This is a genomic window from Micromonospora sp. R77 (assembly GCF_022747945.1).
Lineage (GTDB): Bacteria > Actinomycetota > Actinomycetes > Mycobacteriales > Micromonosporaceae > Micromonospora.
In genome coordinates, this window is the sequence record NZ_JALDST010000001.1 from 6,981,789 (window position 1) to 6,999,030 (window position 17,242).

Annotated in this window: 16 protein-coding genes; 7 read left to right on the forward strand and 9 right to left on the reverse strand. The window is 75.1% G+C overall.

Annotated elements, in window-relative coordinates:
* Nucleotides 1-77: 77 nt before the first annotated feature.
* Nucleotides 78-2,876: an RNA helicase gene (locus MRQ36_RS32160; protein ID WP_242800602.1), complete on the reverse strand. Its 2,799-nt coding sequence runs from the start codon at nucleotides 2,874-2,876 to the stop codon at nucleotides 78-80.
* 85 nt (nucleotides 2,877-2,961) lie between these two features.
* Here MRQ36_RS32160 and MRQ36_RS32165 point away from each other — a divergent pair, with 85 nt between their 5' ends.
* From MRQ36_RS32165 to MRQ36_RS32175, 3 genes are all read left to right on the forward strand, one after another.
* On the forward strand, nucleotides 2,962-3,726 hold the full coding sequence (locus MRQ36_RS32165) for an HAD family hydrolase (protein WP_242800604.1): 765 nt from the start codon (nucleotides 2,962-2,964) through the stop codon (nucleotides 3,724-3,726).
* Nucleotides 3,727-3,805: 79 nt separating this feature from the next.
* Complete coding sequence (locus MRQ36_RS32170; RefSeq protein ID WP_242800606.1) at nucleotides 3,806-4,522, forward strand: TetR/AcrR family transcriptional regulator; 717 nt, start codon at nucleotides 3,806-3,808, stop codon at nucleotides 4,520-4,522.
* A gap of 150 nt (nucleotides 4,523-4,672) precedes the next feature.
* Entirely contained in the window at nucleotides 4,673-5,656 is a 984-nt protein-coding gene (locus MRQ36_RS32175; RefSeq protein WP_242800608.1) for a DMT family transporter, read from the forward strand.
* Here the strand turns inward: MRQ36_RS32175 and MRQ36_RS32180 are convergent.
* Nucleotides 5,619-6,539 carry a diacylglycerol kinase family protein gene (locus MRQ36_RS32180; RefSeq protein WP_374251039.1) on the reverse strand — a complete coding sequence of 307 codons (921 nt, stop codon included), beginning with the start codon at nucleotides 6,537-6,539 and terminating at the stop codon, nucleotides 5,619-5,621. The genes MRQ36_RS32175 and MRQ36_RS32180 overlap by 38 nt on opposite strands.
* A gap of 138 nt (nucleotides 6,540-6,677) precedes the next feature.
* Here MRQ36_RS32180 and kynU point away from each other — a divergent pair, with 138 nt between their 5' ends.
* Nucleotides 6,678-7,940, forward strand: a complete 1,263-nt coding sequence (kynU, locus tag MRQ36_RS32185) for a kynureninase (protein WP_242800609.1) — start codon at nucleotides 6,678-6,680, stop codon at nucleotides 7,938-7,940.
* A gap of 55 nt (nucleotides 7,941-7,995) precedes the next feature.
* Here the strand turns inward: kynU and MRQ36_RS32190 are convergent, their stop codons facing one another.
* From MRQ36_RS32190 to MRQ36_RS32210, 5 genes are all read right to left on the reverse strand, one after another.
* Nucleotides 7,996-8,640, reverse strand: coding sequence for a fasciclin domain-containing protein (locus MRQ36_RS32190; protein WP_242800611.1), 645 nt, complete (start codon nucleotides 8,638-8,640; stop codon nucleotides 7,996-7,998).
* A 145-nt stretch (nucleotides 8,641-8,785) separates the two neighbouring features.
* Complete coding sequence (locus MRQ36_RS32195) at nucleotides 8,786-9,829, reverse strand: zinc-dependent alcohol dehydrogenase family protein (protein WP_242800613.1); 1,044 nt, start codon at nucleotides 9,827-9,829, stop codon at nucleotides 8,786-8,788.
* A 169-nt stretch (nucleotides 9,830-9,998) separates the two neighbouring features.
* Nucleotides 9,999-10,688, reverse strand: a complete 690-nt coding sequence (locus MRQ36_RS32200; RefSeq protein ID WP_242800615.1) for a cupredoxin domain-containing protein — start codon at nucleotides 10,686-10,688, stop codon at nucleotides 9,999-10,001.
* 74 nt (nucleotides 10,689-10,762) lie between these two features.
* The gene (locus MRQ36_RS32205) at nucleotides 10,763-11,176 is read right to left on the reverse strand and encodes a hypothetical protein (protein WP_242800618.1); all 414 of its coding nucleotides are present in this window, start codon (nucleotides 11,174-11,176) and stop codon (nucleotides 10,763-10,765) included.
* A 603-nt stretch (nucleotides 11,177-11,779) separates the two neighbouring features.
* Nucleotides 11,780-13,009, reverse strand: a complete 1,230-nt coding sequence (locus tag MRQ36_RS32210; RefSeq protein ID WP_242800620.1) for a S1 family peptidase — start codon at nucleotides 13,007-13,009, stop codon at nucleotides 11,780-11,782.
* A 243-nt stretch (nucleotides 13,010-13,252) separates the two neighbouring features.
* On the opposite strand from MRQ36_RS32210, the gene MRQ36_RS32215 reads away from it, so the two are divergent.
* Genes MRQ36_RS32215 through MRQ36_RS32225 form a run of 3 tightly spaced genes read left to right on the forward strand, consistent with a single transcriptional unit; the run spans nucleotide 13,253 to nucleotide 15,710 of the window.
* Nucleotides 13,253-13,822 carry a hypothetical protein gene (locus tag MRQ36_RS32215; RefSeq protein WP_242800622.1) on the forward strand — a complete coding sequence of 190 codons (570 nt, stop codon included), beginning with the start codon at nucleotides 13,253-13,255 and terminating at the stop codon, nucleotides 13,820-13,822.
* Nucleotides 13,819-15,045 (forward strand): sensor histidine kinase, encoded by a 1,227-nt coding sequence (locus tag MRQ36_RS32220; RefSeq protein WP_242800624.1) that lies wholly within the window; start codon nucleotides 13,819-13,821, stop codon nucleotides 15,043-15,045. The genes MRQ36_RS32215 and MRQ36_RS32220 overlap by 4 nt, the downstream gene beginning before the upstream one ends.
* Entirely contained in the window at nucleotides 15,042-15,710 is a 669-nt protein-coding gene (locus MRQ36_RS32225; protein WP_242800626.1) for a response regulator transcription factor, read from the forward strand. Before MRQ36_RS32220 ends, MRQ36_RS32225 begins: the two co-directional genes overlap by 4 nt.
* A gap of 77 nt (nucleotides 15,711-15,787) precedes the next feature.
* Here MRQ36_RS32225 and tatC read toward each other — a convergent pair whose 3' ends face one another.
* Entirely contained in the window at nucleotides 15,788-16,741 is a 954-nt protein-coding gene (tatC, locus tag MRQ36_RS32230) for a twin-arginine translocase subunit TatC (protein ID WP_242800628.1), read from the reverse strand.
* Between the two features lie 18 nt (nucleotides 16,742-16,759).
* Nucleotides 16,760-17,089, reverse strand: coding sequence for a Sec-independent protein translocase subunit TatA (gene tatA / locus MRQ36_RS32235; protein ID WP_242800630.1), 330 nt, complete (start codon nucleotides 17,087-17,089; stop codon nucleotides 16,760-16,762).
* Nucleotides 17,090-17,242: the final 153 nt, after the last annotated feature.

The following is a 17,242-nucleotide window of genomic DNA, read 5'->3' on the forward strand; positions in this document are numbered from 1 at the left end:
CCAGGAAATCCGGGGGGTGCCGTCGTGGTGACGTTCCGATGCGTCGATTTCGGACGGCCAGTGACCGAAAGTGATGATCAGGCGGTGGCGTGGTAGGCCAGCACGCCCCGGTTCACGGTCCCGATCGCCTGCCGTGCGGTGGCGCGCAGCTCGGCCGACGCGCCACCGGAGTCGGCGAGCTGACCGAGCAGGTCGACGACCTGCCGGGACCAGCGGACGAAGTCGCCGGCCGGCATCTCCCCGTCGATCTGGTGCCCGCTGGCGAGCACCTTGGCGAGGGTCTCGCCCTTGGCCCAGCGATAGATCGGCCAGGCGAAGCCGAGGTCCGGCTCGCGGGTGACGGTGAGCCCCCGGGCGGCCTCGTCCGCCTCGATCTCCCCCCAGAGCTTGAGCGTCTCCTCGACCGCGTCGGCGACCGGGCCGCGCGGCAGCGAGGCCCGCTCGTCGACGTCCCGGCGGGCCTCGAAGACCACCACGGAGACGGCGGCGGCGAGTTCGGCCGGGGACAGCCCGTCCCAGACCCCCCGGCGCAGGCACTCGGCGACCAGCAAATCCGCCTCGGTCCAGATCCGGCCGAGCATCCGGCCGGCGTCGGTGACCTCGCCGTCGGTGGAGAGATAGCCGCGGGCGGTGAGCAGCGCGACGATCCGGTCGAAGGTGCGCGCCAGCGAGCCGGTCCGGCCGGCCACCCGCTGGCGCAGCTCGTCGGTGTCCCGCTCCAGGCGGCGCCGGCGCTCCGCCCAGCGGGCGTGCTCCTCCCGCTCGCCGCAGCCGTGGCAGGGGTGCGGCGCAGCTCGGAGCGGAGCTGGGAGCCGGTGGTCCTCGCCGACCGCCTGCCGGGACCGGCCGCCGCGCCGCCCGCCGTGCCGGTCCAGCCCGGTGCCGCTGACCTCGGCGGCCAGGTCCCGCCGGGCCGCCGGGGAGCGGTGGTTGAAGTGCTTGGGCACCCGGATCCGGGCCAGCACCTCGGCCGGGGTGGTGAAGTCGCCGGGGCTGACCCGGCCGGCCCAGCGGTCCTGGGTGAGCACCAGCGGGCGGGGCTCACCGAAGCCGCCGGTGGCCGGGTCGAGGACCACCGCCAGCCCGGCCCGCCGCCCCGACGGCACCCGGATCACGTCGCCGACCCGCAGCCGTTCCAGCGCGGCCACCGCGGCGGCCTTGCGCTGGGTCTGCCCCTGTCGAGCGATGGCGCGCTCGCGGTCGGCGATCGCCACCCGCAGCGCGAAGTACTCGTCGAAGTCGCCCTGGTGGCAGGCGGCCTCCGCGCCGTACGCCTCCATCGTCTCGGTGTTGCGCTGCACCTGGCGGGCCAGGCCGACCACCGACCGGTCCGCCTGGAACTGCGCGAACGAGGACTCCAGCAGCGCCCGGGCCGGCTCCGCGCCGACCGTGCCGACCAGGTTGACCGCCATGTTGTACGACGGCCGGAAGCTGGACCGCAGCGGATAGGTGCGGGTCGAGGCGAGGCCCGCCACGTGCCGGGGATCGGTCTCCGGGGACCAGACCACCACGGCGTGTCCCTCGACGTCGATGCCGCGCCGGCCGGCCCGCCCGGTGAGCTGGGTGTATTCGCCCGGGGTGAGGTCGACGTGCGCCTCACCGTTGAACTTCACCAGGCGTTCCAGGACCACGCAGCGGGCCGGCATGTTGATGCCGAGCGCCAACGTCTCGGTGGCGAAGACCGCCTTGACCAGGCCACGGACGAAGAGTTCCTCGACGACCTCCTTGAACGCCGGGAGCATGCCGGCGTGGTGGGCGGCGAGGCCACGTTCCAGCCCGTCGAGCCACTCCCAGTAGCCGAGCACGGTGAGGTCCTCGCCGGGGATGGTGGTGATCTTCGATTCGACCACCTCCCGGATCTCGGCCCGCTCCTCGGCGGAGGTGAGCCGCAGCCCGGCGGCGAGGCACTGCTGCACGGCCGCCTGGCAGCCGGCGCGGCTGAAGACGAAGAGGATCGCCGGCAGCAGGTTCTCCCGGTCCAGCCGCTCGACGATGTCGGGACGCAGCGGCCCGCGCCACCGGGGGCCGCGCCGCCCGGCACCCGGGCCGGCACTGCGCCCCTCCCCCAGCTCCAGCCGGCGCACCGTGTCCCGGGTGTAGCGCAGCAGCTCCGGGTGGACGTCGTGCTTGCGGGCGGCGTCGGCGTCGTGGAACAGGTCGAACATCCGCTTGCCGACCAGCATGTGCTGCCAGAGCGGCACCGGCCGGTGCTCGCTGACCACCACCGCGGTCTCGCCGCGCACGGTGACCAGCCAGTCGGCGAACTCCTCGGCGTTGGAGACGGTCGCCGAGAGGGAGACCAGGGTGACCGAGGCGGGCAGGTGGATGATCACCTCTTCCCAGACCCCGCCCCGGAACCGGTCGGCGAGGTAGTGCACCTCGTCCATCACCACGTAGGCCAGGCCCTGCAGGGTGCTGGAGCCGGCGTAGAGCATGTTGCGCAGCACCTCGGTGGTCATCACCACCACGGGCGCGTCGCCGTTGATCGCGTTGTCGCCGGTGAGGAGGCCGACCTGGTCGCGGCCGTAGCGGTCCACCAGGTCGTGGTACTTCTGGTTGGACAGCGCCTTGATCGGCGTGGTGTAGAAGCACTTGCGCCGGGTCGTCGGCCCGGGCGGGCCGTCGGCCGCCGCCGACTGCTCCGGCGTGCCGCGCAGGGCCAGGTGTACGGCGAACTCGCCGACCACCGTCTTGCCGGCGCCGGTCGGGGCGCAGACCAGCACGCCGCTGCCGCGCTCCAGGGACTGGCACGCCTCCCGCTGGAAGTCGTCCAGGTCGAACCCGAGGTCGCGGGCGAATTCGTCCAGGGCCGGGAAGGCGGAGGCCTGCGCGGCCCGGCGGCGCGCCGCGGCGTACCGCTCGGCGGGGCTCGACATGCCTCAAGATTAATCGCTGGCACCGACGACCACCGGGCAAGGCCGTCCGGCAGGAGGGTCGGAGGGGGTCGGTAGGGTGCACGACGTGCCGGACCATGCCGAACCGCCCCACGCCTCGAGCGGCGCCGACGACGCCGTCCGCCCGAGCCCGTCCCGTCGGCCCGTGGAGGCGGTGCTCTTCGACTTCCACGGCACCCTCGCGCAGGTGGAGGAGCCCCGCGAGTGGGTGCTCCGGGCCGCCGCGGCGTGCGGGGTGGAACTCGACCGGGTGAAGGCCACCGCGCTGGCCGACCGGCTGCTCACCGCCGGGCGCGCGGGCGGCCCGCTGCCGGCCCGGGTGCCGCCCCGGCTGGCCGAGCTCTGGGCCGACCGGGATCTCTACGAGCACGCCCACCGGGCGGCCTACACGGGCCTGGCCGAGACGGTGGACACCGGCATCGACGGGTTCGCCGACGCCCTCTACGACCGGTTGCTGGTCCCGGACGGCTGGGTGCCGTACCCGGACACCGAGGCGGTGCTGAAGGGGCTGCGCCAGGGCGGGGTGAAGGTGGCGGTGGTCAGCAACATCGGCTTCGACATCCGGCCGCTCTTCGCCGCCTGGGGGCTGGCCGACCTGGTCGACGCCTACGCGCTGTCGTACGAGGTGGGGCGCTGCAAGCCCGACCCGGGGATCTTCCTGCGGGCCTGCGGCCTGCTCGGCGTCGACCCGGAGCACACCCTGATGGTGGGCGACACACCGGCGGACGCGGGAGCGGCGGCGGCCGGCTGCGCGGTGCTGGTGCTGCCGGCCGCCGACCCGGGCCGGGCCAGCGGGCTCGGTGCGGTGCTGGACCTGGCGCTCCCGTCCTGAGCGGCGGTTCCCGGCGCTAACACCGGACTGCTAGCGGTGCGCGTAGCGGCGCTAACCAGCGCGGTTTATCGTCTTTCCCATGATCGAGACGTCGCCCCGGGACCGGATCGTCCGCGCCGCCGCCGCGCTGCTCGCCGAGGGTGGCCGGGACGCGGTCACCACCCGGGCGGTGAGCCGGGCCGCCGGGGTGCAGGCGCCGACCCTCTACCGGCAGTTCGGCGACCTGCGGGGGTTGCTCGACGCGGCGGCCAGTTTCCGCTTCGCCACCTATCTGCACGCCCAGGCCGCCCGGGAGGCCGCCGCCGACCCGGTCGACGACCTGCGGCGCGGCTGGGACACCCTGGTCGAGTTCGGTGTCGCCCAGCCCGCCTGCCACACCCTGATGTACGGCGACCCGCGCCCCGGCGAACGCCCCACCGCCGCCCGGGTGGCCGCCGACATCCTCCGTCAGCTCGTGCACCGGGTGGCCGAGGCGGGCCGGCTGCGGGTCGACGTGGACCGGGCGGCGGAGATGGTGCACGCGGCGAACTGCGGCGTCACCCTCACCCTGCTCGCGGGCGGCGACCCGGCCCTGTCCACCGCCGTCCGGGAGGCCGTGCTCACCGCCGTCTGCGCCGACAGTCCCGCCGCCCGCGCCCTGCGCCCGCCCGACCGCCCGGTACGCCACGCGGTGGCGTTGCGCGCCGCGCTGCCCGAGGTGGCCGCCGACCTGACGCCCGCCGAACGCGCCCTGCTCGCCGAGTGGCTGGACCGCCTGATCGGCGCCCGCCCCACCCGCGCCGCCGGGGCGGCCTGAACCACCCGGCGGCGCCCTCGCCGCGGGGTGCCCGGTCGGCGACGCCGTCGCCGGCCGGGTGCCCGGTCGACCCGGCCGGCGACGGGGAGTTCCGCCGTCGCCCGCCACCGCCGGTGCGGCGCGTGCCGGGTCACGGCTAGCGTCAGGGCCATGACCAGCACCGCACCGTACCCCTCACGCACTCCCCGCCGCTCCGGCGGCCGGCTGGGGGCGGTCGGTCTGGTGCTGGGCGGGGCGCTGTCGGTGCACTTCGGCTCGGCGGTCGCCGCGCTGCTCTTCCCCCGGGTCGGGGTGGCCGGCACGGTGACCCTGCGGCTGGCCCTCGGCGCGGCGCTGATGCTGCTGGCGTGCCGGCCCCGACTGCGCGGGCACGATCGGGCCGCCTGGCTGTCGGTCGTCGCGTTCGGGCTGGCCCTGGCCGGCATGAACTCGGTCTTCTACCAGGCCATCGACCGGATCCCGCTCGGCCCGGCGGTGACCCTGGAGGTGCTCGGACCGCTCACCCTGTCGGTGCTGACCGCGCACCGCTGGACCGCCTGGTGCTGGGCCGGCCTGGCGCTGGCCGGGGTGGCCCTGCTCGGCCAGGGCGGCTTCGACCGGCTGAGCCCGGTCGGCGCCGGTTTCGCGCTGGCCGCCGGGGCGCTGTGGGCGGCGTACATCGTCTGCTCGGCGCGGGTCGGCGGCCGGTTTCCCCGGGCGGACGGCCTGGCCCTCGCGCTCGCCGTGGCGGCCGTGGTCACGCTGCCGTTCGGCCTGCTCGACGGTGGGGCGCGGCTGTGGCACCCGGGCACCCTGGCGCTCGGTGCCGGGCTGGCGCTGCTCGCGTCGGTGCTGCCGTACACCCTGGAGCTGCTGGCCCTGCGCCGGCTGCCGACCTCGACCTTCGCGGTGCTGATGAGCCTCGGTCCGGCGCTCGCCACCCTGGCCGGCTGGCTGGTGCTGGAGCAGGACCTGCGGCCGGTGGAGCTGCTGGCGATCGGCCTGGTGGTCGTCGCCAGCGTCGGCGCCGTCCGGGCCGCCGCGCCCCGGACGCAGGAGCGCGGCGACGGGACCGGCGAGCCGGCCGGCCCGGTGGCCGAAGGGCCGGACGGGCAGCTCAGCGCAGCAGCCGTACCGCCTGCGGCTCGGCGGTGATCCGCACCGGCAGGTCCAGCGCCCGCTCCCCGTCGGCGTAGGTGGTGATGCCGTCGGCCGACAGCTCCACGGTCCGGGCCCGGTAGCTGCGCACCAGCGGATGCGTGACGTGGGTGCCCCGGTAGATCTGCGGCTTCACCCGCATCAGGGTGCGCCGGTCGAACCGGCCACCGACCACCACGTCCAACAGGCCGTCGGTGGGGTCGGCGTCGGGACAGATCCGCATCCCGCCGCCATAGCTGGCGCAGTTGCCCACCGCCACCAGCACCGCGTCGACCTCGTGCTCCTCGCCGTCGAGACGCAGCCGGTAACGGCGCGGGCGCAGCCGGGCCAGCTCCACCAGGATCGCCAGGTCGTAGCGGCGCGGGCCGCGCGGCCGACGCATCCGGTTGGCGCGCTCGTTGACGATCGCGTCGAAGCCGGCCGCCAGCACCGCCCCGTACCACCGGTCGGGGCCACCGTCGGCGCCGGACAGCCGGGCCAGGTCCACCGGGCGGTGGCGGCCCGCACGCAGCGCGGCGACGATCACCTCGACGGCCGCCACCGGGTCGGACGGGAAGCCGGTGTCGACGGCGAAGTCGTTGCCGGTGCCGGCGGGCACCAGGCCGAACGGCACGTGGGTCCCGGCCACCGCCTGCAACGCGCGGTGGATCGTGCCGTCGCCGCCCACCGCGACCAGCGCGCCCGCGCCGTCGGCGACCGCGGCGTGGCAGGCCGCCTCCGCCTCGTCGGGGGTACGGGCCTCCAGCAGCCGCACCGGCCGGCCCGCCTCGCCCAGCCGGGCCAGCAGCTCGGGCAGCAGTCCCCGGTGCCGCCCCCGCCCGGCGGTCGGGTTGGCGAGCACGGCGACGGGGCCGGTCGGGGCATGATCGTGCGCGGTCACGGCGAGCACCGTACGGGACACCCCGGGCCGCCCACCAGGGGAGATCGTCGGGTCCGCCCGACCGGCGCGCGATCGCAGCCGCCTAGGCTGTCCCCGGCCGTCCCGACCCGGCCCCTGACCAGGTGAACGGAGTAGCAGGTGCCCGACGAGATCCCCCGCTCCCGGTGCAAGGAGCTGGACGCCGCCGACCCACTCGCCGGGCTGCGCGACCGGTTCGTCATCGCCGACGACGACCTCGTCTACCTGGACGGCAACTCGCTGGGCCGGCTGCCGGCGGCCACCCCGGAGCACCTGGCCCGGCTGGTCCGCTCCGGCTGGGGTGAGCAGCTCGTACGCGGCTGGCCGACCTGGATCGAGTGGTCCCGGCGGATCGGCGACCGGCTCGCCGCGCACGCCCTCGGTGCCCGCCCCGGTGAGGTGGCGGTTTCCGACTCCACCTCGGTGAACCTCTACAAGCTCGCCGTCGCCGCCCTGGACGCCGCCGGGGACCGGCGGACCGTGCTGGTCGACGGGGGCGACTTCCCCACCGACCGGTACATCCTCCAGGGGCTGGCGCAGGCCCGGGGACTCACCCTGCGGGTGCTCCCGAGCGACCTCGACCAGGGGCTCGACCCGGCGGTCCTGCGGGCCGCGCTCGACGACGACGTGGCGTTGGTGGTGCTTTCCGCCGTCTCCTACCGGTCCGGGGCGCTGCTGGACCTGGCGGCCGTCAACGACGCCGCCCGGCGGGTCGGCGCGTACGTGCTGTGGGACCTGTCGCACGCCGCCGGGTCGGTGCCGGTGGAGCTGACCGCCACCGGCGCGGACCTCGCCGTCGGCTGCACCTACAAGTACCTCAACGGCGGCCCCGGCGCGCCGGCCTTCCTCTACGTACGCCGGGAACTGCAGTCCCGGCTGCGCCAGCCGATCCAGGGCTGGTTCGGCCAGCGGGACCAGTTCCGGATGGGCGCCGACTACGATCCCGCGCCCGACCTCGACCGGTTCCAGGTCGGTACGCCCCCGGTCCTCGGCATGGCCGCCCTCGACCCGGCGCTGGACGTCCTCGCCGAAGCCGGCATCCAGCGGGTCCGCGAGAAAGGCGTCCAGCTCACCGAACTGCTGGTGACGCTCGCCGACGCGTGGCTGGCCGAGTACGGCTTCACCGTCGCCTCGCCCCGCGACCCGGCCCGCCGGGGCAGCCACGTCTCGCTGCACCACCCGGAGGCGCTGCGGATCAGCCGCGCGCTGGCCGAGCAGGGGCGGGTGGTCGGCGACTACCGCACCCCGGACCGGCTGCGCCTCGGGCCGGCCCCGCTCTACACCCGCTTCGTCGACGTCTGGGACGCCATGGACCGGCTGCGGGACATCGCCGAGCGGCGCTCCTACGAGCGGCTGCCGCGCGAGGCGCCCCGGGTCACCTGAGCCCTGCGGAAACGCGGACGGCACCCGGGAGGTCCCGGGTGCCGTCCGAGCGGGGTCAGGGCAGGTCGATCGGGCGGAGCACCCGGTCGACGGCGTGCGCGATCTGCTTGTTGCCCTTGTTGATGTCGAAGACCACCACGCGGGCGTTGCGGTCGCTGGTGTCGGCGTCGACCAGGCGGACCTGCCGGCCGTACCAGCAGTGCTTGACGTCGACCTCGACGGTGGCGCCGAGGGCGGTGGTCAGGTCCGCCCCGTCGGCCTTCAGCGCCGCCTTCCGGTCGATCGTGGCGCCCGGCACCACGTGGTAGAGCAGCACGTTCTCCACCGTGTCGATGCCGAGGCCGGCGACGGCGGTGAAGGCCGCCTGCTCGGTGGGGAGCGTACGGGCGTGGGTGATGTCGCGGACCAGCTCCCGGAACGCGCCGTCGGTGGGGACGAATGCGGTGAGCGCGACCGAACCGTCGGTGAGGACCTTCACCGGGGAGTTCGGCTTGGCCTCCAGCACGGCCAGCACGGCGGCGGTGAGCACGTCGAAGTCCCGGGAGTTGCGGTCGAAGCCGCCGGTGTCCTTCGTCAGCACCGCGGCCAGCGACCGGGTGCCGGTGCCGGAGGCCTGGGCCGGTACGGCGACGGCGGCGGTGGCGACCGCCGTGGCCATGGCACCCACGGCCAGCCGGGCGGCGAGGCGGGAGATCTTCATCGGTGGACCTTTCGTCTGGACGAGGCGATCCGTGACTGTCGTCACGACCATTGCTTCGCCCGGACCCCGCCGGCTGGATGCGTCCTGAGTGAACTTTTCCGGACCGGCGGGCCGGACCGTCCCGTCCGGACGGCCCGGCCACCGGTCAGAAGGTGATGCGGACCTTCAGGGCGGTGCGCTCGTCCATCGCCCGGTAGCCGTCCGGCACCTGGTCCAGGCCCACGCTGCGGTCGAAGACCGGCGACGGGTCGATGGTGCCGGCGAGGACGTCGGCCAGCAGTTCCGGGATGTACGCGCGAGCCGGTGCGACGCCACCGCCGACGGCGACGTTGCGGTTGAACATCTGACCGATGTCGACACCCGCGCTGCCACCGTGCGGCACCCCGACGTAGCCGACCGCGCCGCCGTCACGGGCGATGGAGATCGCCGTACGCATCGACTCCTCGGTGCCGACGGCCTCCAGCACGGCGTGCGCGCCGTGCCCGCCGGTCAGCTCCCGCACCGCCGCGATCGCCGCCTCGCCGCGCTCGGCCACCACGTCGGTGGCGCCGAAGGAGCGGGCGATCTCGGTACGGGCGGTGTGCCGGCCCAGCGCGATGATCTGCTCGGCACCGAGCCGCTTCGCGGCGAGCACCCCGCAGAGGCCCACCGCGCCGTCACCGACCACGGCGACGGTGGCGCCGGGACGGACCCGGGCGGCCCGGGCGGCGTGATGACCGGTGGACAGCACGTCGGAGAGCGCCAGCAGGGCGGTCAGCAACCGCTCGTCGCCGGCCGCCTCGGCGGGCAGCCGCACCAGCGTGCCGTCGGCGTACGGGACGCGGACGGCCTCGCCCTGACCGCCGTCGGAGCCGGGCTCGCCCCAGAACCCGCCGTGCGGGCAGGAGGTCTGCAGTCCCTCCCGGCAGAAGTCGCAGACCCCGTCGGACCAGACGAACGGCGCCACCACCAGGTCGCCCACCGCGACCGAACCGACCTCCGCGCCGACCGCCTCGACCACGCCGAGGAACTCGTGGCCGATCCGCTGGCCGGGCTGCCGCTTCGCCACCCCCCGGTACGCCCACAGGTCGCTGCCGCAGATGCAGGCGAGCAGCACCCGGACGACGGCGTCGGTGGGGGTCCGGACGGCGGCGTCCGGCACCTCCTCGACCCGGATGTCGTTCGGGCCGTGGATCACGGTGGCGCGCATGCGGTCTCCTCCGAGGTGGTGACGTCGAGCTGATCGGGTGCCCCGGCGAACGCTAGACCCCGGGGTCGCCGCCGGTCACCCGCCGCGCCGCCGACGTGGTCCGCCTCACCGGCTCCAGCATGGGCCCCTCCTGCCGCGGCGGCGTGGCGAAGGGGCCCGTGCTCACCCCTCAGGCGACGCGGAGCGGCTTGACGACGTCGGCGGTGCCGTCGCCCTCGATCTTCAGGGTCCAGGCGCCGGCGGTCTTCAGCGGCACGATCTTCTCGGCGGTGGCGTTCGGCTTGGCCTCGATCTCGGCGACGACCTTGCCGGACGGGTCGACGATCTCCAGCGAACGGGTCGCCGCCGCCTTGTTCTCCAGCTTGAACTCGATCTTGTCGCCGGGCTCGGCGATCAGGCCGTCCGCACCGGTCACGCCGGTCGCGGTGACCGCCACCTCGACCTCCCGGTCGTACGCGGCCTCCGGCTCCTCGGCGGCGGCCGAGCCGCCGGAGACGGTGATCCGGGTCCGGATGCCGTCGCCGGTCTGCCCGGGCTTGCAGGCCACCTCGTACGTGCCGTTGGCGAGGCTCGCGGTCACGTTCCGGGTCAGCCCGGGTGCCACGTTCTCCACCTCGGCGATCACCTGGGTGTACGCGTCGCCCTGCCGGCCGTAGACGTACACCTCGGTGGTCTGCTTGCCCTTGTTGGTGACCGCGAAGGTCGCCTCGCCGGGCGTGAAGCTGGTCTTGGCGACCGCGCAACTGCTGTCGGTGGCGGTGACCGCCACCGCCTCGGCCTTGGCGGAGTCGTCACCGCAGGCGGTGAGGGCAGCCGCGGCGCAGAGGGCGACGGCGACGACAGCGGTACGGCGGCTCATGGGCTCTCCGGTTGAGGGGCGTGGGTGTGGGCGTCGACGGGACGCCCGTCGACGCCCAGAGAATAAGGTAAGCCTTACCTGCCGTCGGCGGCGGGTGGCTCCCGGAATCGGTGCGCCGGCCCGGTCGTCGTGCTCGGGTCGCGGGCGGGGAGGATGGCGGGATGCGTCTGGTGTCCCTGCTGCCCTCCGCCACGGAGATCGTCTACGCCCTCGGCCTCGGCGACGAGCTGGTCGGCGTCACCTTCGAGTGCCAGGTGCCGCCCGCCGACCGGGCCGGCCCGACCGTCGTCGTCGGCGGGCGGGACACCCGGGGGATGAGCCCCGGCGAGATCGACGCGTACGTCAAGGGGCAGCTCGCCGCCGGCGCGGACCTTTACACGCTGCACGCCGGCGCGCTCGCGGGCCTCGACCCGGACCTCATCCTGACCCAGGACCTGTGCCGGGTCTGCGCGCTCCCCGCCGACCGGGTCGACGACGCGGTGACCCACCTGGGCTGCCGCGCCGAGGTGCTGTCGCTGGATCCGTACACCCTGGAGGAGGTCCTGGGCACGATCCTCGCGGTCGGCGCGGCGGCCGGCGTGCCGGCGCGGCGGCGGCCCTGGTGGACGGGCTGCGGGCCGGCTGGCCGCGGTGTCGACGGCGGTCGCCGGCCGGCCCCGCGCCCGGGTCGCGGTGGTGGAGTGGGTGGACCCACCGTTCGGCGGCGGCCATTGGATCCCCGACCTGGTCGGGACCGCCGGCGGCGAACCGGTGGCCGGCCACCCGGCGCCCGGTCGGCGCCGACCACCTGGGACGCGCTGCGGGCCACCGCGCCGCAGGTCGTGCTGGTCGCTCCACGCGGCTTCGGGCTCGACGGGGCGGCGGAGCAGGCCGCCACGGTGGTCCCGCACTTCCCCGGCGCGCAGGTGTGGGCCGTCGACGCGGACGCGCTGATCGTGCGGGCCGGTCCCCGGCTGGTCGACGGCGTCGAGGCGATCGCGGCGGTCCTGCACCCGGACGCCGTGCCCGCCGCACCGCACGGCGCGTCCGCCGGGTGGCCTGAGGGCCGCCCGGCGGACGCCAGGCGCGGGCCGGCCGGCCCGCGCCGGGTGTCACGAGGTGAGGATGCTCGACTCGGTGGCCAGCAGCACGAAGCCGATGTCGACGAAGGCGACCTGGTTGAAGCAGCCGCTGCCGAACTGGCCGCAGCCCACCGGGGCCAGCCCACCCACGATCAGTCCGGCGGCCCGGGTCTGGCTGAACCCACCGGTCAGCGTGAAGACCGGCCCTCCGCTGTCGCCCGAACCCGCGGCGGCCCGCCCGTCGATCTGGGTGCCCAGGGCGCCGCTGCTGACGAACGACCCACCGGAGAGGAAGAAGAGCGCGTTGATCCGGGTGGTCACGATGTTGCAGTGCACCCCGCTGAAGGCGCCCGAGGTGCAGACGAACTGGCCGGGGAAGTTGCCGACCGCGCCCACCACCGGCTTGGAGAACTCCCCCACCCCGACGCCACCGTCATAGATCCGGTTGCCCGACCGGGTGGGCACGTAGAGCGAGTCCGACAGCCGGCGGGCCGGCGCCGGCTCGGCCCGGCCGATCAGCTCACCCGTCGGGTCGGTGACCGCCACGCCGCCGCCGGGCGCGCAGTGCTCGGCGGTGAGGACGCCCCGGCTGGTCTCCCACCACAGGGTGCGGCGCACGACCGCGAAGCCGGTGCTGCACGACCCCGACGGGGTACGCAGCGCCGCCCCGCCCCACCAGGGTGGGCTGTCGTTCTGCCGGCTCGTCTGCTGGACCTGCTCGCTGCGCACCACGGTGGCCGGCACCCCGAAGTCCCATCCCGTGGTGTCGACGTCCTTCGCCACCCCGACCAGCAGGCCGCTGCCGTCCACCGCCGGGCTGACGTCGACCATGCCGGGGAACTCCTTCCACCGGTCCGGCAGCGCCTCGGTCACATCGACCAGCTCCCGTTGGGTGTACGCGGACCCGCCCAGCTCCACCCGGATCCCGCCGTCGACCGCCCGGTTGATCTCCTCCTTCACCTCGGGCGGCACGTCGCCCTTCCACCACAGGTCGACCGCCCGGTCGGCGACCCGCAGCCGGATCCCGCCGAGCCCCTTGCCGTCCGGGTCGAGTGCGGTGATCCGGGTGGCGAGGTCCACCAGCGGCTCCTGCGCCGCCATCACCTCGGCGGCGGTGTTCGAGCCGTCCTCAGGGTTGTCACTGGTCCATTGCGGCTTGTCGGCCGCGCCGGCCGGGACCGGCTGCACGGCGAGCAGACCGGTGAGCGCCACCAGGGCCACGCCGGCCGCCGCCAGCCGGCGGGTGAGCAGGGATGTCATCGGATCCTCCGGAGACAGAACGGCGGGACGCCAGGTCCCGTACCGCCGCGACGGCGGTGACCCCAGAGTCGGGTAGTCCCGGGCTGCGGTCGTCCACCCGGGAGCCGACCCCGAAGGTCCACCCCGGGGCGTACGTGGCGGTCCGGATCCGCCGTCCGGAGGACCCGGACAGCCGGTTACCTGACTGTCGGGCCGATCGATGGCGGCTAGCCTGCGGGCACCGTCACTTGCCGGAGGCGAACCATGTGCATCGAGACCGCGATCCGCGCCGACATCCGCGTGTCCATTCAGGACCGCGCCGCGCCGGACCGCGCCGCCGGCCACGTCGCCGCGGGGGTGCTGGTGGACGGGGACCTGGTGCTCGTGCCCGATCCGCCGGAGCGGCTCTTCGACCCCGCGCTCGACCTGGAGATGCTGATCTTCCCGGCCGACCTGGCGGAACGGCTGCCGGTCGAGACGCCGCCGGTGTGGAAGTGGGGCCGGTTCGCGGTCGCCGACCGGACGCCCCTCGCGGCCACCGCGAAGCTCGGCCGGACGTCGGTCTACAGCGCCCAGATCGGACGCGCCGACGCGTCCGCGCTCGCCGCCGCGATCGAGGCGAACGACGGCGGCTGCTGGGCGGCACTCACGGAGCAGCGGATCATCACCGCGGAGCTCTGGGCGATCGAGCCCGACCTGCTCACCCGGGCCGGGGAGCTGGAACGGGCCCAGCGGGAGCCCCGCCGCGTCAACCACCGGTTCGAGTCCGTGGGCGCGTTGACCGACGGGCTCTGCATCCTGTTCTGCTTCTGCGAGCCGCACGGCCCGCGATGAGCACCGTGACCGCGCCGACCCAGGCCCGGCCCGGCCGCCCGGCCCGCGCCGACGTGCTCGTCGCGGCGGCGGTCTGGCTGCTCGACCTCGCCCTCTTCTCCACCGCCGGCACCGACCTCGCGCACGCCGGCGCCGCCTCGTCGGGGCTGCTGCTCCTGCTCGGGTACGCCCTGCTCGGGCCGGTGGCCCTGCTGTGGCGCCGGACCGCGCCCGCACCCGTCTTCGCCCTGGTCTGGGTGCACGCGGTCGTCGGTGCCACCCTCGTGGCGGGCTACCAGCCGGTGCTGGGCGCGCTCGCCGCGCTCTACGCGGTCGGGGCGTACGCGCCGGCCCGGTGGTCCTGGCTGATCGCGCCGGCCCTCGCCCCGTACCTGGTGATCGCCGCGAACGAGGCGTGGCTCGCCGGGCAGACCGACCCCGGCCGGCGGACCGCCGTCTTCGTCGGCCTGGCCCCGACGTACGCCGTCGTCGTCACCGGGGTCTGGGCGGTGGGCCGGTGGGCGGGGACCAGCCGGCGGCGGCTCGCCACGGCGGAACGCCGCCGGGCGGAGGCGGCGGCCCGGGCGGTCGCCGCCGAACGGGCCCGCGTCTCCCGGGAGCTGCACGACATCGTGGCGCACTCGGTCACGGTGATGGTGCTCCAGGCCGGTGGGGCCGGGCGGGTGCTGCCGACCGATCCGTCCCGGGCCGCCGAGGCACTGGACCACATCGTGCGGGCCGGCCAGCAGGCCGTCGAGGAGCTGCGCCGGATGCTCACCGCGCTGGGTCCCGACGCCGCCGAGTCGGCCGACGCCACGTCCACCCACCCCGGTGCCGCCGACGTCGCCGACCTGGTGGACCGGATGCGCGCCGGTGGCCTGCGCGTCACGCTGACCGTCTCCGGTACGCCCCGCCCGGTGGACCCGAGCGTCGGGCTGGCCGCGTACCGGACGGTGCAGGAGGCGCTCACCAACGTCTCCCGCCACGCCGGTGGCGCGGCCCGGGCAACGGTGCTGCTGCGCTGGGGCGACGACCTGACCGTCGAGGTCCGGGACGCCGGCCCGGAGGGCGCCGCCCCGGAGCCGGCCGCCGCCCTCTCCACCGGGCACGGCCTGCTCGGCCTGCGGGAACGGCTCACCGTCGTCGGAGGCGAGCTGACCGCCACTCCCCTGCCCGACGGCGGCTTCCAGGTGGTCGCCCGGCTGCCCCTGGCCACGCCGGTGCCGGTGGGGGCGACCCCGTGATCCGGGTCGTGCTCGCCGACGACCAGCCGCTGGTCCGCTCCGGCATCGCCATGCTGCTCGCCGCCGAACCGGACATCGCGGTGGTCGGCGAGTGCGCCGACGGCGCCGCCGCCGTCGACCTGGCCCGCACGCTCCGCCCCGACGTGCTGCTGATGGACGTGCGGATGCCCGGCACCGACGGGGTGGCCGCCACCGGGGCGATCACCGCCGACGACAGTGGACCCGGTCCCGTCGTCCGGGTGCTGATCCTGACCACCTACCACGTCGACGACGCGGTCCGGGCCGCGCTGCGGGCCGGCGCCTCCGGGTTCGTCCTCAAGGACGCCGCCCCCGCCGAGCTGACCATGGCGGTCCGCGCGGTGGCCGCGGGCGAGGCGTGGCTCGACCCGGCGGTCGCCCGGTCACTGCTGACCGACTTCGCCGCCCTCGGCGCGCCCGCCGGGCCGGGCGACGCCGACCTGGCCCGGCTCACCGACCGCGAACGCGAGGTGCTGGTGCAGGTGGCGCACGGACTGTCGAACACCGAGATCGCCCGGCGGCTGCACATCGGCGAGGCGACCGTGAAGACCCACCTGGGCCGGGTGCTGACGAAACTCGGCCTGCGCGACCGGGCGCAGGCAGTCGCCGCCGCCTACCGGACCGGGCTCATGCCGCCCCTGCCGTGAACCGACCGGTCCCCAACCGGCAGGAAACGGAAAACGCCGCCCCGGGAGGGGCGGCGTTTCCGTTCTCGGACGACCGGTCAGGTCATGTCGTCGTAGCGGCGCTCGATCGGCGCGGGCGCGGCGACCGGCTCCGGCACCCCGATCGGCGCCACCGTCTCCACCCGCGCACCGGCCTCGACCGGCTCGGGGGTCAGGTCCAGCGGCGACACCTCGTCGTCACTGAGGTCCGAATAGACCTCCCGGCCCCGGCCCCGCCGCCGGTCGTTGAGGAACGCCACCCCGACCGCGACGAAATAGAGCAGCGAGAGCGCGGCGGCCAGCAGCGTCATGCCGAACGGACCCGGGTCGGGCGTGGCGATGGCGGCGAACGCGAACGAAATGAAGATCACCGCGCGCCACCAGCTCAGCAGTCGACGGGCGCTGGCCACCCCGGTGAAGTTCAGCATGAGCAGGATCAGCGGGAACTCGAACGCCACCCCGAAGAGCAGGATCATGTTGGTGACGAAGGAGATGTACCGCGTCACCTCCAACTGGGTGGACAGCCCGGTGACCCCGGACTCCATCAGGAACGCCAAGCCCTTGTCCACCACCAGGAAGGCGAGGACCGCACCCGCGGCGAACAGGGGCGCGGCGATCGAGACGAAGACGTACGCCCACTTGCGCTCGTGCCGGTGCAGGCCCGGGGCGATGAACGCCCAGAGCTGGTAGAGCCAGACCGGGGCACCGATGATCAGGCCGATCCAGAGGGCCAGCTTCAGCTTCAGGATGAACCCGTCCGCCGGGGAGAGCTGGAGGAACTGCTGGCACCGGCCGAACGCGTCGGTGGCCTCGGGCAGCCGGCAGTACGGCTGCTTGAGCAGGTTGAAGGCCGGCTGGGCCAGCCAGAACCCGGCGAACAGCCCCACCATGATCGCCAGGGAGGCGCGGAACAGGCGGGTACGCAGCTCACGGATGTGCTCCATGAGCGTCATCGAGCCGTCGGCGGCCCGCTCGAACGTGCTCGGGCCGCGCTTCTTCAGCGCGAAGGCCACGGTGCGGGGCCCTTCGCGTCAGTTCTCGCGGACGCGCTGCACCGGGTCCACCGGCGGGGCGACCGGCTGCTGCGGCTGGGCGTACTGCTGCTGCTGCGGCGGCTGCTGCGGCGCGTAACCCTGCTGCGGCTGCTGACCGGCGTACGGCGGGAGCGGCTGGTAGCCGGCCTGCGCGTCGGCCTTCTCGGCCAGGTCACGGTCGTCGTCGTGCAGGCTCTTCGTCTCGGCCTTGATGATCCGCAGCGAGCGGCCCAGCGAGCGGGCCGCGTCGGGGAGCCGCTTCGCGCCGAACAGCAGGATCAGCACGACCACGAGTACGGCGATGTGCCACGGCTTGAGGGCACCCATGGGAAGCTCCAGTCGCTCTGTGTCGGTGAGGGGGTGGTCGCAGCCCATCGTACGTGCGCCCGGAGCTGTTGCCACCCCGCCGGGCCTGCTCGTGCGGGCCGGCCGGTGAAGTCTCGACCAACCCCGAGTGTCCCGTCAACCGTCTGCCGCCGC

Coding starts and splice junctions, on each gene's coding strand:
- MRQ36_RS32160 (WP_242800602.1), bottom strand. CDS start 2,876: ATGTCGAGCCCCGCCGAGCGGTACGCCGCGGCGCGCCGCCGGGCCGCG.
- MRQ36_RS32170 (WP_242800606.1), top strand. CDS start 3,806: ATGATCGAGACGTCGCCCCGGGACCGGATCGTCCGCGCCGCCGCCGCG.
- MRQ36_RS32175 (WP_242800608.1), top strand. CDS start 4,673: ATGACCAGCACCGCACCGTACCCCTCACGCACTCCCCGCCGCTCCGGC.
- MRQ36_RS32190 (WP_242800611.1), bottom strand. CDS start 8,640: ATGAAGATCTCCCGCCTCGCCGCCCGGCTGGCCGTGGGTGCCATGGCC.
- MRQ36_RS32195 (WP_242800613.1), bottom strand. CDS start 9,829: ATGCGCGCCACCGTGATCCACGGCCCGAACGACATCCGGGTCGAGGAG.
- MRQ36_RS32200 (WP_242800615.1), bottom strand. CDS start 10,688: ATGAGCCGCCGTACCGCTGTCGTCGCCGTCGCCCTCTGCGCCGCGGCT.
- MRQ36_RS32210 (WP_242800620.1), bottom strand. CDS start 13,009: ATGACATCCCTGCTCACCCGCCGGCTGGCGGCGGCCGGCGTGGCCCTG.
- MRQ36_RS32215 (WP_242800622.1), top strand. CDS start 13,253: ATGTGCATCGAGACCGCGATCCGCGCCGACATCCGCGTGTCCATTCAG.
- MRQ36_RS32220 (WP_242800624.1), top strand. CDS start 13,819: ATGAGCACCGTGACCGCGCCGACCCAGGCCCGGCCCGGCCGCCCGGCC.
- tatA (WP_242800630.1), bottom strand. CDS start 17,089: ATGGGTGCCCTCAAGCCGTGGCACATCGCCGTACTCGTGGTCGTGCTG.